The sequence below is a fragment of the Streptomyces sp. NPDC012827 genome (assembly GCF_042900905.1).
In the GTDB taxonomy this organism is placed as follows: Bacteria; Actinomycetota; Actinomycetes; order Streptomycetales; family Streptomycetaceae; genus Streptomyces; species Streptomyces gulbargensis.
Genome location: NZ_JBIBBY010000006.1, coordinates 341,681 through 354,758, shown reverse-complemented (window position 1 = coordinate 354,758; position 13,078 = coordinate 341,681). Strand labels below are relative to the sequence as shown.

The 13,078-nt window shown below is 74.1% G+C and carries 15 protein-coding genes and 1 riboswitch; of the genes, 9 read left to right on the top strand and 6 right to left on the bottom strand.

Annotation, left to right across the window (positions count from 1 at the left end):
• Positions 1-134: 134 nt before the first annotated feature.
• Both ACFY60_RS16230 and bioB read right to left on the bottom strand, forming a co-directional pair.
• A complete protein-coding gene (locus tag ACFY60_RS16230; protein ID WP_388614455.1) occupies positions 135-1,415 on the bottom strand; it encodes an adenosylmethionine--8-amino-7-oxononanoate transaminase in 1,281 nt (426 codons plus the stop codon).
• A gap of 8 nt (positions 1,416-1,423) precedes the next feature.
• On the bottom strand, positions 1,424-2,635 hold the full coding sequence (gene bioB, locus ACFY60_RS16225) for a biotin synthase BioB (protein WP_388614453.1): 1,212 nt from the start codon (positions 2,633-2,635) through the stop codon (positions 1,424-1,426).
• 143 nt (positions 2,636-2,778) lie between these two features.
• Between bioB and ACFY60_RS16220 the strand changes: the two genes are divergently transcribed.
• Complete coding sequence (locus tag ACFY60_RS16220; protein ID WP_388614451.1) at positions 2,779-3,960, top strand: 8-amino-7-oxononanoate synthase; 1,182 nt, start codon at positions 2,779-2,781, stop codon at positions 3,958-3,960.
• A 182-nt stretch (positions 3,961-4,142) separates the two neighbouring features.
• Positions 4,143-4,577 (top strand): ATP-binding protein, encoded by a 435-nt coding sequence (locus ACFY60_RS16215; RefSeq protein ID WP_309052144.1) that lies wholly within the window; start codon positions 4,143-4,145, stop codon positions 4,575-4,577.
• Between the two features lie 418 nt (positions 4,578-4,995).
• Here the strand turns inward: ACFY60_RS16215 and ACFY60_RS16210 are convergent, their stop codons facing one another.
• The 3 genes from ACFY60_RS16210 to ACFY60_RS16200 all read right to left on the bottom strand — a co-directional run bounded on the left by ACFY60_RS16210 (position 4,996) and on the right by ACFY60_RS16200 (position 6,934).
• Positions 4,996-5,472, bottom strand: a complete 477-nt coding sequence (locus ACFY60_RS16210; RefSeq protein ID WP_388614449.1) for a C40 family peptidase — start codon at positions 5,470-5,472, stop codon at positions 4,996-4,998.
• A 3-nt stretch (positions 5,473-5,475) separates the two neighbouring features.
• Positions 5,476-5,658, bottom strand: a riboswitch (cyclic di-AMP (ydaO/yuaA leader).
• A 339-nt stretch (positions 5,659-5,997) separates the two neighbouring features.
• Positions 5,998-6,303: a hypothetical protein gene (locus tag ACFY60_RS16205; RefSeq protein ID WP_388614447.1), complete on the bottom strand. Its 306-nt coding sequence runs from the start codon at positions 6,301-6,303 to the stop codon at positions 5,998-6,000.
• Positions 6,304-6,310: 7 nt separating this feature from the next.
• Positions 6,311-6,934: an ATP-dependent Clp protease proteolytic subunit gene (locus ACFY60_RS16200; RefSeq protein ID WP_388614446.1), complete on the bottom strand. Its 624-nt coding sequence runs from the start codon at positions 6,932-6,934 to the stop codon at positions 6,311-6,313.
• Between the two features lie 57 nt (positions 6,935-6,991).
• Here ACFY60_RS16200 and ACFY60_RS16195 point away from each other — a divergent pair, with 57 nt between their 5' ends.
• The 7 genes from ACFY60_RS16195 to ACFY60_RS16165 all read left to right on the top strand — a co-directional run bounded on the left by ACFY60_RS16195 (position 6,992) and on the right by ACFY60_RS16165 (position 12,039).
• On the top strand, positions 6,992-7,288 hold the full coding sequence (locus ACFY60_RS16195; protein ID WP_388614444.1) for a type II toxin-antitoxin system Phd/YefM family antitoxin: 297 nt from the start codon (positions 6,992-6,994) through the stop codon (positions 7,286-7,288).
• Between the two features lie 182 nt (positions 7,289-7,470).
• Positions 7,471-7,773 carry an urease subunit gamma gene (locus ACFY60_RS16190; protein WP_309052149.1) on the top strand — a complete coding sequence of 101 codons (303 nt, stop codon included), beginning with the start codon at positions 7,471-7,473 and terminating at the stop codon, positions 7,771-7,773.
• 16 nt (positions 7,774-7,789) lie between these two features.
• Entirely contained in the window at positions 7,790-8,191 is a 402-nt protein-coding gene (locus tag ACFY60_RS16185) for an urease subunit beta (RefSeq protein ID WP_388614441.1), read from the top strand.
• On the top strand, positions 8,184-9,905 hold the full coding sequence (locus ACFY60_RS16180; RefSeq protein WP_388614439.1) for an urease subunit alpha: 1,722 nt from the start codon (positions 8,184-8,186) through the stop codon (positions 9,903-9,905). Before ACFY60_RS16185 ends, ACFY60_RS16180 begins: the two co-directional genes overlap by 8 nt.
• Positions 9,905-10,576, top strand: coding sequence for an urease accessory protein UreF (locus ACFY60_RS16175; protein WP_388614436.1), 672 nt, complete (start codon positions 9,905-9,907; stop codon positions 10,574-10,576). The genes ACFY60_RS16180 and ACFY60_RS16175 overlap by 1 nt, the downstream gene beginning before the upstream one ends.
• Positions 10,577-10,621: 45 nt before the next feature.
• Complete coding sequence (gene ureG / locus ACFY60_RS16170; protein ID WP_388614434.1) at positions 10,622-11,299, top strand: urease accessory protein UreG; 678 nt, start codon at positions 10,622-10,624, stop codon at positions 11,297-11,299.
• The gene (locus tag ACFY60_RS16165; protein ID WP_388614431.1) at positions 11,296-12,039 is read left to right on the top strand and encodes an urease accessory protein UreD; all 744 of its coding nucleotides are present in this window, start codon (positions 11,296-11,298) and stop codon (positions 12,037-12,039) included. Before ureG ends, ACFY60_RS16165 begins: the two co-directional genes overlap by 4 nt.
• Before the next feature lie 32 nt (positions 12,040-12,071).
• On the opposite strand, the gene ACFY60_RS16160 is transcribed toward ACFY60_RS16165, so the two are convergent.
• On the bottom strand, positions 12,072-12,935 hold the full coding sequence (locus tag ACFY60_RS16160; RefSeq protein ID WP_388614429.1) for an LLM class flavin-dependent oxidoreductase: 864 nt from the start codon (positions 12,933-12,935) through the stop codon (positions 12,072-12,074).
• Between the last annotated feature and the right edge of the window lie 143 nt (positions 12,936-13,078).

Below are 13,078 nucleotides of genomic sequence, written 5' to 3'. Positions count from 1 at the left end.
CCGCGCGGGGGGGGGCCCCCGGGGGGCGGGGGGGGGGGGCCCGGGGGGGGGGGCCGCCCCCCGGGGGGGGGGGGGGGCCCCGGGGGGGGGCCCCCCCCCCCCCCGGGCCCGGCCCCCCCCGCGCGGGGAGGCCGTCAGCCGGCGGCCGCGGCCGCCCGTACCGCCGCGCAGATCCGGGCCAGGTCCTCGTCGTCCGTCACGTACGGCGGCATCGTGTAGATCAGGTCGCGGAACGGGCGCAGCCACACGCCCTCCCGCACCGCCGCCCGGGTCGCCGCGGCCATGTCGACCTCGTGGTCGAGCTGGACGACGCCGATCGCGCCGAGCACCCGCACCTCGCGTACGCCCGGCAGCTGCGCTGCGGCGGCCAGCCCCTCACGGAGCCCGGCCTCGATCCGCTTCACCTCGACCGTCCAGTCCTGCGAGAGCAGCAGGTCGATGGAGGCGCAGGCCACCGCGGACGCCAGCGGGTTGCCCATGAACGTCGGACCGTGCGCCAGCACCGGCACCTCGCCGCGCGAGATCCCGTCGGCCACCCGGCTCGTGCACAGCGTCGCCGCCATGGACAGATAACCACCGGTCAGCGCCTTGCCGAGGCACATCACATCGGGGGAGACACCCGCCTGGTCCGCCGCGAACAGCGTGCCCGTCCGGCCGAAGCCGGTCGCGATCTCGTCGAAGACCAGCAACACGCCGTGCTCGTCGCAGGCCTCGCGCAGCACCCGCAGGTAACCCGGGTCGTGAAAACGCATCCCGCCCGCGCCCTGCACGACCGGCTCCACGATCACGGCGGCCAGCTCGTCCGCGTGCCGGGCGATCTCCGTCCGCAGCAGCTCGGCGTACGACTCCTCGTACGCGGCCGGCGGCGCGTCCACGAAGACCTGCCGCTGGAGGACGCCGGTCCACAGCTCGTGCATGCCGCCGCGCGGGTCGCACACCGACATCGGCTGCCAGGTGTCCCCGTGGTAGCCGCCCCGCCAGGTGAGCAGCCGCTGCTTGCCGGGGCGCCCGAGCGAGCGCCAGTACTGGAGGCACATCTTGGCCGCGACCTCGACGGCGACCGAGCCCGAGTCGCTGAGGAAGACGTGCCGCAGCGGCTCCGGGCTGATCTCCACGAGCCGGGCGGCGAGCCGGACGGCCGGTTCGTGAGTGAGCCCGCCGAACATGACGTGGCTCATGCGGTCCAGCTGCCCGCGCGCCGCCTCGTTCAGCACCGGGTGGTTGTAGCCGTGCACGGCCGACCACCACGAGGACATGCCGTCGATCAACTCCGTGTGCCCCTCGGCCGGTTCGGCGAGGGTGAGGCGCACCCCGGACGCGGACGCGACGACCAGCGGATCGGTGCGGCCCGGCATGGGGCCGTACGGATGCCAGACGTGCGCCCGGTCCAGGGCGATCAGTTCGTCGGTGCGCATCGTGGGCGTCAGGCGTTCGGGGCCAGGTCCGTGCCGGCGCCCCGGCGGCGTACCGCGACGAGGTCCGTGCGGGCCTCCGTGACCGCCGGAGCCTCCGGGACGGTGTGCCCGCCGCAGGGGCCGCAGCCGCCGCCCTCCCCGGCGTGCGAGCCGCAGGCGGCCGCGGCGTGCGAACCGCACCCGGCCGGAGCCGCGGCGGCCGCCTCGACGGCGTCCGCACGGTGCCGCGGCAGGGTCGGCGTGTCCGTGCCCTCCACGACGAAACCGGCGTCGGCGATCATCTCCAGGTCGGCCTTGCCGGCCTGGCCCTCGCTCGTCAGGTAGTCACCGAGGAAGATCGAGTTCGCGATGTTCAGGGCCAGCGGCTGCATCGAGCGCAGGTGCACCTCGCGGCCGCCCGCGATGCGGACCTCGACGTCCGGGCAGACGAACCGCACCATCGCGAGGATCCGCAGGCAGCGCTGCGGGGTGAGGTTCCACTCCTTGGCCAGCGGCGTGCCCTCGAAGGGGATGAGGAAGTTGACCGGGACCGAGTCCGAGCCCAGCTCGCGCAGCGCGTACACCACGTCGACCAGGTCCTCGTCCGTCTCGCCCATGCCCGCGATCAGGCCCGAGCAGGCCGAGAGGCCGGCGGCGTGCGCCTTCTGCACGGTGTCCACCCGGTCCGCGTAGGTGTGGGTGGTGGTGATCTCCCCGTAGGTGCCCTCGGAGGTGTTCAGGTTGTGGTTGTACGCGTCGGCGCCGGCCTCCCGCAGCCGCTCCGCCTGGCCGTCGGAGAGCAGGCCGAGACAGGCGCAGACCTCGACGCCCTCGTTCTGCTCCTTGATCGCCTCGATGGTCCTCCCGACCCGCTCGACGTCACGGTCCGTCGGCCCGCGCCCGCTCGCCACCAGGCAGACCCGCTTGGCGCCGCCCGCCACACCGGCCGCGGCCGCCTGGGACGCCTCGTCGGGCTTCAGCCAGGTGTACTTGAGGATCTCGGCCTTGGAGCCCAGCCGCTGCGAACAGTACGAGCAGTCCTCGGGGCAGAGGCCCGACTTCAGGTTGACCAGGTAGTTGAGCTTCACCCGCCGCCCGAACCACTGGCGGCGCACCTTGCCGGCCGCGGCCACCACATCGAGCAGTTCGTCGTCGGAGGTCGCCAGGACGGCGAGCGCTTCTTCACGGGTCGGCAGCTCGCGCCGCAGCCCCTTCTCCACCAGCGTGTTCAGCAGGTCCATAACCGCTGATCCTCGCCTACGGCGCACCCCGCGGCCAAGGAGGATCCGAACAAACGACGCCGTTCGAGGTGTGTGTATGACCACATCCCGGCCCCGCCGTCCTGCGGCTATGGTCTGTCCGCTGCCTACAAAAGGAACGTCGCATGCCACAGGCCGACGAGACGCGGGCCGCGGGCCCGCGCCGTACCGCGTTCGACTGGACCGAGGCCGAGGCGCGACGCCGCGCGCAGGCGGGACTCGTCCGTACGCTGCGGCCCCGCGAGGCGGTGACCGACCTCCTCGACCTGGCGGGCAACGACTACCTCGGGCTGACCCGTCACCCGGAGGTCACCGCGGCGGCCGCCGACGCGGCCCGCCGCTGGGGCGCCGGCTCCACCGGCTCCCGGCTCGTCACCGGCACCACCGCCCTCCACACCCGCCTGGAGCGCGAACTCGCGGCCTTCTGCGGCTTCGAGGCTGCCCTCGTCTTCTCCTCCGGCTACACCGCCAACCTGGCCGCGCTCACCGCGCTCGGCGGCCGGGACTCGCTCGTCGTCTCCGACGCCGCCAACCACGCCTCGATCGTGGACGGCTGCAGGCTCGCCCGCGCGGAGACGGCCGTGGTCCCGCACGCCGATCCCGAGGCCGTACGCAAGACCCTGGAGGCGCATGCCGGGCGGCGGGCCCTCGTCGTGAGCGACTCCGTCTTCTCCGTCGACGGCGACAAGGCCCCGCTCACCGCGCTCGCGGAGGCCTGCCGGGCCCACGGCGCCGGACTCGTCGTGGACGACGCCCACGGCTTCGGCGTGCTCGGCGAAGGCGGCCGGGGCGCGCTCCACGAGGCGGGACTCGCCGGGGACGCGGACGTGGTGGCCACCCTCACCCTCTCCAAGTCCCTCGGCAGCCAGGGCGGTGCCGTCCTCGGCCCCGCGCGGGTGATCGAGCACCTGGTGAACGCGGCCCGCACCTTCATCTTCGACACCGGGCTCGCGCCGGCCGCCACGGCGGGAGCGCTCGCGGCGCTCCGGCTGATCGAGGCCACCCCCCGGCTCGCGGAACAGGCCCGTACCGTCGCCGCCACCCTGCACCGCCGGCTCACCGGGGCGGGGCTGACCGCCGCCCGGCCGGACGCGGCGGTGGTCTCCGTCCGCGCGCCCTCCCCGGAGGCGGCGCTGCGCTGGGCCGCCGACTGCCGTGAACTCGGCCTGGGGGTGGGCTGCTTCCGGCCGCCGTCCGTTCCGGACGGCATCTCGCGGCTGCGGCTCACCGCCCGCGCCGACCTGTCCGCCGCCGACGTCGAGCGCGCGGTCGGCACCGTTCTGCGGACGGCCCCGGAAGGGGCCTGAGCCGTTCGGCCCCCGCGAGGGGGCCGGGGTTACGGCAGGACATGGCAGTTCACCGCTTCGAGCGACAGATGGGTCCCTCTCCCGGGAGAACGCCGCCCGGGGCGGTGCGATCGGTGGCACTCTGGCGCGGAAGCGCGATCCGGGGCGGCCGGCCGCCCCGGCGGGAAAGGGACAGCGTCGCCATGACCGATCACCTGGAAGCATCCGTCACGCTGCCGAGCGAACCCGCCTCGGTGCCCAGGGCCCGGCGCCACGCCGTGGAGGTCCTGGCGGCGTGGGGCCTGGACGGGGCGACGGAGGCGGTGGACGCGATCCGGCTGATCGTCTCCGAACTGGCGACCAACGCCGTGCAGCACACCTTCGGGCTGTCGCCGACCTTCACCGTGGGCCTCCGCCTCGAACGCGAGGAGCGGCTCGTCGTCGGCGTCACCGACAGCCACCCGCGCCGGCCGCGCCGCCTGCCGGCCGCCGTCCAGCAGGACAACGGCCGGGGCATGGGCATCATCCGCGTCCTCGCGGCGGAGGCCGGCGGCCGCCTCTCCGTGACTCCGACCGCCGACGGCGGCAAGACGGTTGCGATCACCATGCCGTGGACGGCGGCCCCGGTACCGGCCTGACGGCCGGGGCGCGGGGACGGCCCCGTGCCCGGCGCTTGCCCTCCGGGCCCACCGGCCGGCGCGGTGATTCGCGGGCGTGGCCGGGGCCGTGCCCGGCCGGGGAAGCCCGTCCGGCACCCGAGCCGGCCTCAGGAGCCGGCTCGCCGACCCTTGAGGACCCGTCCGATCCACGCCGGCGCTTCGGGCCCGTGCGATCGGCGCTCGCACTTCGGAGCCGTCCGAGCCGCGCCCGGGGCCATCGCTGACCCCCGCCGACCGGCGGTCACACGTCCTCGGCGTCGCCCGCAGGCCGCGGGCTTCCGGCCGGGGCCCGCCCGACCGCCTCGCGGGGCCGGCGCCGGCCCGGGACGCCGGCTTGCGTACGCCCCGGGCGGGGCCGGGCCGCCCGGGCGGGACGGCGGCCGGAGGTGGAGCCGGGTCAGCGGACCCGGCCGTAGAGGACCTTCGAGGTCCAGATCTTGTCGAGCTTCACCCAGGAGCCCGTCTTGGGGGAGTGCCAGATCTTGCCGCTCCCGGCGTAGATGCCCACGTGGTAGACCCTTCCACCCGAGTGGAAGAAGACCAGGTCCCCCTTCTGCCGGCTGGAGGCGGAGATGTGCCGGGTCTTGTTGTACTGCTGCTGCGCGGTGCGGGGCAGCGTCTTGCCCGCCTGCTTGTAGGCGTAGAGCGTCAGTCCTGAGCAGTCGAACCGGCTCGGTCCGACGGCCCCGTACTTGTAGGGCGCCCCCCTCTTGGCCACCGCGACGCTCAGTGCCTTGCTCGCGTGGGCCGTGGCCGCCTCGGCCTCCGGCGCCGCACCCGGTGCGACGAGCGTGCCGCCGACGGCGGCGAGGGTGAGAGCCGAGACGGCTCCGGCCCGGGACAGCAGGGACGGGACATGCATCTGCGCAGTCATGCGCAACCCTTCGTCAGCCGCCTGTGAAGGATGACCTGTCGGGTTCGGGCAGGCGAAGATGCCCGGCCGCGGCTGCGGCTTCACCCCGAGGGCCGGTCGCATCGCGGTATGCGGCGCGCACGTCCCGTACTGCTCGGGTCCTCCACTCCTGCCGATCCACTCCTGTCGACCAGGCGTCCGGGACAGCGGCAGGACTCGGCGTCCGCCCGGACCGCCCCGCCGCGGTGGCGGGGGCTTGTCGTCGTCAGGGATCTTGACCCACGACAGGGCCGAAAACCGAGCGGAAACGGCGATTTGTGAGGCTCCTCACGACTGATCCATACGGGTGGACAAGCGGGTTTCGTGATCGTCGTAGGTTTGGCCAACGGGCCCCGCACCAGGGGTGGAACGCCCCATTCCGCCAGATGCGTACACCTGTTGTGCAAGTCACCCTCTCTCCGAGTCGATACGTCGACTACGCCGAACGAGGGAGCATTTCCGCAGTTCGCGTGGGCCGTCCGGGGCTCGACACGACACGCGGGAATGTCAACTGACGGGTCGCCGGGGCAGCGTGACGCGGTCCGCCCGGCGCTCTCCGTCGAGCACGCGCAGAGCCTCCGAGAGGGTGCCCGCGTGCACCTCGCTCTCGCCCCGGATGTGCATGAGCGTCAGGGCCTCGCGAAGCGCCCGCGCCCGGTCCACCAGGGCCTGCGCCGCGCGCAGGGCGCTGTAGGTGTGCGTCCCCCGGGACGGGTTGATCCGCCCGAGGAGGTCCACGACTTCGAGGTACGCGTCGATGAACTCGCCTTCCGCGCGGGTCAGCGCGGGCAGCGGTGGCAGCTCGGGGACCACGGCCGCCTCACCTGCCGGACCCGCCGGCGGAGCCCGGCCGGGTCGTCAGGACGTGGTCCACCAGTCCGTAGGCCAGCGCCGCCGGCGCGTCGAGGACCGTGGGCCGGTCGAGGTCGGCGTCGATCCGCTCACGGGGCTGCCCGGTGTGCCCGGCGAGCAGACCGGCCATCAGGGCCCGCAGCCGCAGGAGTTCGCGGGCGTGGATGTCGAGATCACCGAGCTGCCCCCGCAACGGCTCGTCGAGGGACGGCTGCTGGAGGGTGACGCGGGCGCCGGGCAGCATCATCCGCTTCCCGGGCGCGCCGGCCGCGAGGAGCACCGCCGCGGCGGCCGTGGCCTGCCCCAGGCAGGTCGTCTCCACGTCGCTGGCCAGCGACCCCATGGTGTCGTGGATCGCGGTCATGGCGCCGAGGTCGCCGCCGGGGCTGTTGATGTACAGCGCGATGTCCCGACCCGGTGCCTGGTGGTCGAGGAGGAGGAGTTGCGCGATGACGTCCCCCGCCGCCGTCTCGTCCACGGCTGTGCCGAGGAAGACGATCCGGGCGTCGAGGAGCTTGGAGTACGGATCCAGGGTGCGGCTCCCGAGGCCGGTCCGCTCCGTGAACTCGGGAAGGACGTGACGTGCGTCCATGACTGAGCACCTCCATGTAAAAAATGTACAGGACGTACAGACCGTAAGATGAGGAGCATGACCTACGAGATCCCGGTGACGCAAGCGCGAGCCGAACTCGCCGACCTGATCAACCGCGTCGTCTACGGCGGGGAGCGCGTCGTCGTCACGCGCCACGGGAAGCCGCTCGTCGCCCTGGTCTCCGCCGCGGACCTGGAGGAGCTGGAAGGCCTGGCCGGACCGGAGGCGGCTCCCGAGGGGGCGGAGGAGCGGATCACCAGCACCGTCTCGCGCCTCACCCCGCAGGACTCCGCCCCGGGCGAACAGCGCCGTTTCGGCATCGCCGCCCACCACCGCGACCCGGGCGCTCCCTGACGCGGGACCCGCTCGGATGATCATGGAAACGCAAAGCCGTAGTTAACGAGCCGGAAAAACTTCCGCCCTAACGTGCAATGTCTCGCCGTGCGGCGCATCCACGCAGCTCAACAGAGTGTTGAGCGTCGTAGGGTCCGCAGCGGTCCGGGTACCCGCCCGGTGGACGACTGTGAGGTGGAAGAGTGCAGCTGAGCCCGCACGAGCAGGAACGCCTGCTCATCCATGTCGCCGCCGATGTGGCGGAGAAGCGCCGGGCCCGGGGCCTGCGGCTCAATCACCCCGAGTGCGTCGCGCTCATCACCGCGCACGTCCTGGAGGGCGCCCGCGACGGCCGGACCGTCGCCGAACTCATGGCGTCCGGCCGCAAGGTGCTCACCCGCGACGAGGTCATGGAGGGCGTCCCGGAGATGATCCACGACGTCCAGGTCGAGGCCACCTTCCCGGACGGCACCAAGCTCGTCACCGTCCACGACCCCATCGTCTGAACGGGACGCGCCGCCGATGATCCCCGGAGAGATCCTGTACGCCGACGGTCCCGTTCCTCTCAACGAGGGACGCCCCGTCACGCGCCTCACCGTCCTCAACGCCGCCGACCGGCCCGTCCAGGTCGGCTCCCACTACCACTTCGCCGAGGTCAACCCCGGCCTCGACTTCGACCGTGCCGCCGCCCACGGCCGGCGGCTCCACATCGCCGCCGGCACCGCCGTGCGCTTCGAGCCCGGCATCCCCGTCGAGGTCGAACTGGTCCCGATCGCGGGCCGCCGGATCGTCCCCGGCCTGCGCGGCGCCGTCGCCGGCGCCCTCGGCCCGGACCCGTACGACGCGACGGCCGCGGCCACCGCCCCGGTTCCGGAGGGCACCGCCGCCGGAAGCGCCGACCCCCAGGGAGCCGACCGTGCCTGAACTGCACCGCGCCGTCTACGCCGACCTGTTCGGACCCACCACCGGCGACCGCATCCGGCTGGCCGACACCGACCTGCTCGTGGAGATCGAGGAGGACCGCTCGGGCGGCCCCGGGCGGGCCGGCGAGGAGGCCGTCTTCGGCGGCGGCAAGGTGATCCGCGAGTCCATGGGGCAGGCCTGCACCACCCGCGCCGAGGGCGCCCCCGACACCGTCATCACCGGTGCCGTGATCATCGACCACTGGGGCGTCGTCAAGGCCGACATCGGCATCCGCGACGGCCGGATCACCGGCATCGGCAAGGCGGGCAACCCCGACACCATGGACGGCGTCCACCCCGGCCTCGTCATCGGCCCCGAGACCGAGATCGTCGTCGGCAACGGCCGTATCGTCACCGCCGGCGCCGTCGACACCCACATCCACTTCATCTCGCCGACCGTCGTGGAACAGGCCCTCGCCACCGGCGTCACCACCCTCGTCGGCGGCGGCACCGGCCCCGCCGAGGGCAGCAAGGCCACCACCGTCACCCCCGGCCCCTGGCACATGGCCCGCATGTTCGAGGCCCTGGACACCTTCCCGGTCAACATCGGCCTGCTCGGCAAGGGCAACACCATGTCCCGCCCGGCCCTGCACTCCCAGCTGCGCGGCGGCGCCCTGGGGTTCAAGATCCACGAGGACTGGGGGGCCACTCCCGCCGTCATCGACGCCTGCCTCGGCGTCTGCGAGGAGACCGGCGCCCAGCTGGCCATCCACACCGACACCCTCAACGAGGCCGGCTTCGTCGGTGACACCCTCGCCGCCATCGCGGGCCGTACCATCCACGCGTACCACACCGAGGGCGCCGGCGGTGGTCACGCCCCCGACATCATCACCGTCGTCTCCGAGCCGTACGTCCTGCCCAGCTCGACCAACCCCACCCGGCCGCACACCGTCAACACCATCGAGGAACACCTCGACATGCTGATGGTCTGCCACCACCTCAACCCGGCCGTCCCCGAGGACCTCGCCTTCGCCGAGTCCCGCATCCGGCCCTCCACCATCGCCGCCGAGGACGTGCTGCACGACCTCGGCGCCATCTCCATCATCTCCTCGGACTCGCAGGCCATGGGACGCGTCGGCGAGGTGATCCTGCGGACCTGGCAGACCGCCCACGTGATGAAGAAGCGGCGCGGCGCCCTCCCCGGCGACGGGCACGCCGACAACCACCGGGCCCGCCGGTACGTCGCCAAGTACACGATCAACCCGGCCGTCGCCCAGGGCATGGACCACCTCGTCGGCTCCGTCGAACCGGGCAAACTGGCCGACCTGGTGCTCTGGGAGCCCGCCTTCTTCGGGGTGAAGCCGCTCCTCGTCCTCAAGGGCGGGCAGATCGCGTACGCGCAGATGGGCGACGCCAACGCCTCCATCCCCACGCCCCAGCCCGTCCTGCCCCGCCCCATGTTCGGCGCGCTCGGCAGGGCCGCCGCCGCGGGCTCGGTCAACTTCACCGCCCCGGCCGCCCTCGCCGACGGCCTGCCCGAACGGCTCGGCGTCCACAAGGAGTTCGCCGCCATCGGCTCCACCCGCCGCGTCACCAAGGCGGACATGCGCGAGAACGACGCCCTGCCCCGGGTCGAGGTCGACGCCGACACCTTCACCGTCACCATCGACGGAGAACCGGTCGAGCCCGCCCCCGCCGAGGAACTCCCCATGGCCCAGCGCTACTTCCTCTTCTGATGACACCGACCCGATCCGCTCTCCTCGTGCTCGCCGACGGCCGCTTCCCGGCCGGCGGGCACGCCCACTCCGGAGGCGCCGAGGCCGCCGTCAAGGCCGGCCGCATCCGCGACGCGGCCGGCCTGGAGGCCTTCTGCCGGGGCCGCCTGCACACCACCGGCCTCACCTCCGCGGGCCTGGCCGCCGCCGGGGCCCTCGGCCTCGACCCGTACGCCCTGGACGCGGCCGCCGACGCCCGCACCCCCTCGCCCGCGCTGCGGGCCACCGCCCGCAAACTCGGCCGCCAGCTGATGCGCGCCGCCCGCGCCGCCTGGCCGCACCCCGAACTCGACGCTCTCGCCGCCGCCTTCCCACGCGGCGCCCACCAGCCCGTCGTCCTCGGCGTCACCGCCCGCGCCGCCGGACTCGGCCCCGAGGACGCCGCCCACTGCGCCGCGTACGAGACGGTCGGCGGCCCCGCCACCGCCGCCGTCCGCCTCCTCGGGCTCGATCCCTACCAGGCCACCGCCGTCCTCGCCCGGCTCGCCCCCGACATGGACCGGGTCGCCGAGCGTGCCACCACCGCCGCCCGCGAAGGCGACCCCGACGCCCTGCCGGCCGCCTCCGCGCCGCTCCTCGACATCACCGCCGAACAGCACGCGACCTGGCCCGTCCGCCTCTTCGCCTCCTGAAACCGCCTCACCACACCCGTACCGCAGCAGCGCAAGGAGCTGTCCATGCACCTCGACCACGGCCACGGCCACCACGGCGCCGTCTCCGCCGACGCCCACCGCCCCGACGGCACCCGACGTGCCCTGCGCATCGGCCTCGGCGGACCCGTCGGTTCCGGCAAGACCGCCACCGTCGCCGCCCTCTGCCGCGCCCTGCGCGACAGCCTCTCGCTCGCCGTCGTCACCAACGACATCTACACCCGCGAGGACGCCGAGTTCCTCCTCCGCAACGCGGTCCTGCCGCCCGAGCGCATCCGCGCCGTGGAGACCGGCGCCTGCCCCCACACCGCCATCCGCGACGACATCTCCGCCAACCTCGAAGCCGTCGAGGAACTGGAGGACGCCGTCGGCCCGCTCGACCTCATCCTCGTCGAATCCGGCGGCGACAACCTCACCGCCACCTTCTCCAAGGGCCTGGTCGACGCCCAGATCTTCGTCATCGACGTGGCAGGCGGAGACGACATCCCCCGCAAGGGCGGACCCGGCGTCACCACCGCCGACCTCCTGGTGGTCAACAAGACCGACCTCGCCCCGTACGTCGGATCCGACCTGGACCGGATGGCCCGCGACGCCGGGGAGCAGCGCGGCGACCTCCCCGTCGCCTTCACCTCCCTGCGCGCCGAGAACGGCGTCGCGCCCGTCACCGACTGGGTGCGCGGGCGGCTCGCCGCCTGGACCGCATGAGCCTGCGCGCCACCGCCCGGATCGCCGCCGAAGCCGGGGGAGCCCTGCCCGTCCTGGAGAGCGCGGGCCCCCTCGCCCTGCGCCGCACCCGCGCGCTCGGCGACACCGCCCGCGTCACCGTGGTCGGCGCCATGAGCGCGCCGCTGGGCGGCGACCGGCTCGCCGTCGAGACCGAGGTACGGGACGGGGCACGGCTCCTGGTCGACGCGGCCGCCGCCACCCTCGCCCTCCCCGGCCGGGACCCGCACCCCGCCACGTACGAGCTGCGGATGAGCGTCGGCGCGGACGCGGTCCTGCACTGGCTGCCCGAGCAGCTCGTCTCCGTCCACGGCTCCGACCTGCGGACCCGCACCACCGTCGAGCTCGACGCCACGGCCCGGCTCGTGCTGCGCGAGGAACAGGTCCTCGGCCGCCACGGCGAACCGCCCGGCACCCTCGTCAGCCGCCTCACCGTCCGCCGCGCCGGCCGCCCGCTGCTCGACCAGGAACTCGCCCACGGACCGGGCGCCCCGGACGGCTGGGACGGAGGCGCCGTCCTCGCCGGCCACCGGGCCACCGGCCAGCTCCTCGTCGTCGACCCGGACTTCACGCGGACGCCCGCCGAGCCCCGACCGCTGGGGGAGACCGCCGTGATCACCCCGCTCGCCGGCCCCGCCGCCCTGGTCACCGCCGTCGCACCCGACGCCCTCACCCTCCGCCGCACCCTGGACGAGGCCCTCCGGCTCCTCGCCCCCGCGTGACCCGACGGCCCGGAAAACCCTGGAAGTGGGGGTCAGAGCACCGGCGGTCCCGCCTCGACCCGGCGCAGCACCGGCGCGAGGCGGTCCAGGTCGGGGCTGCTCTGGAGCTGGCGCTCGTCCCACCACGTGGCGCCCGCGTCGTACAGCGGTCCGATCATGTCCCGGGCCCTGGCCGGATCCAGGGGCGTGGCACCGCCGAGGACGAACTCGAAGGGGCGCTCCGCCCCGGCGGTACGGTGGCGGCGCACGTAGCCGATCAGGTCGCGTACCTCCGTCACGTCCGGCACCTCGCCGTGCCGGGCCTTCTCGAACAGGGGCACGGCGCCGTCCCACCGAGCGGCCCGGCGCATGGGCGCGCGGTGCGGCCAGAAGCCGCCGATCCACACGGGTGGACGGGGCCGGCGCACGGTGGCCGGCAGCAGTGTCACGTCGCGGACCTCGTAGTGACGACCGTGGTGGTCCACCGGACCGCCGGACCAGAAGCGAGCCAGCAGCTCCAGTCCCTCGTCCAGCCGTTCGGCCAGCACGCGCGGTTCGGCGGTGTCGCCGAAGCTGCGGTACTCGTCGTCGACCGGGCCGCCCAGCCCGGCCGCGAAGATCACCCGCCCGCCGCTGAGCCGGTCCAGGGTGGCGACCTGGCGGGCCAGCTGCTGCGGCCGGTACCGGGGGACCGGGGTCAGCAGGGTGCCCAGCCCGATCCGGGAGGTCGCCAGTGCGGCGGCGGTCAGCAGCATCCAGGGATCCCCGAAGGGACGCCCCTGATGCCGGCGGTGCAGGACGTGGTCCCACACGAACAGCGCGTCCCAGCCGGCCTCTTCGGCGGCGGACGCGACGGCGGCGACGTTGCGAGGATCGGCGAAGTCACCGAAATTCGGAAGGTTCACGGAGCAGCGCATCCCAGCAGGATGGCCAGTCGGCGAACGCGGCGGCAACCGGATTCGGGCACGAAGGCACCGGCGGCCCGGGAGAACCGCGGTGGCAGGGGGCCGAGGACTTCTCCGGTGGCAGGCCCGTGTCACCGGCCGGACAATGGAGTTGC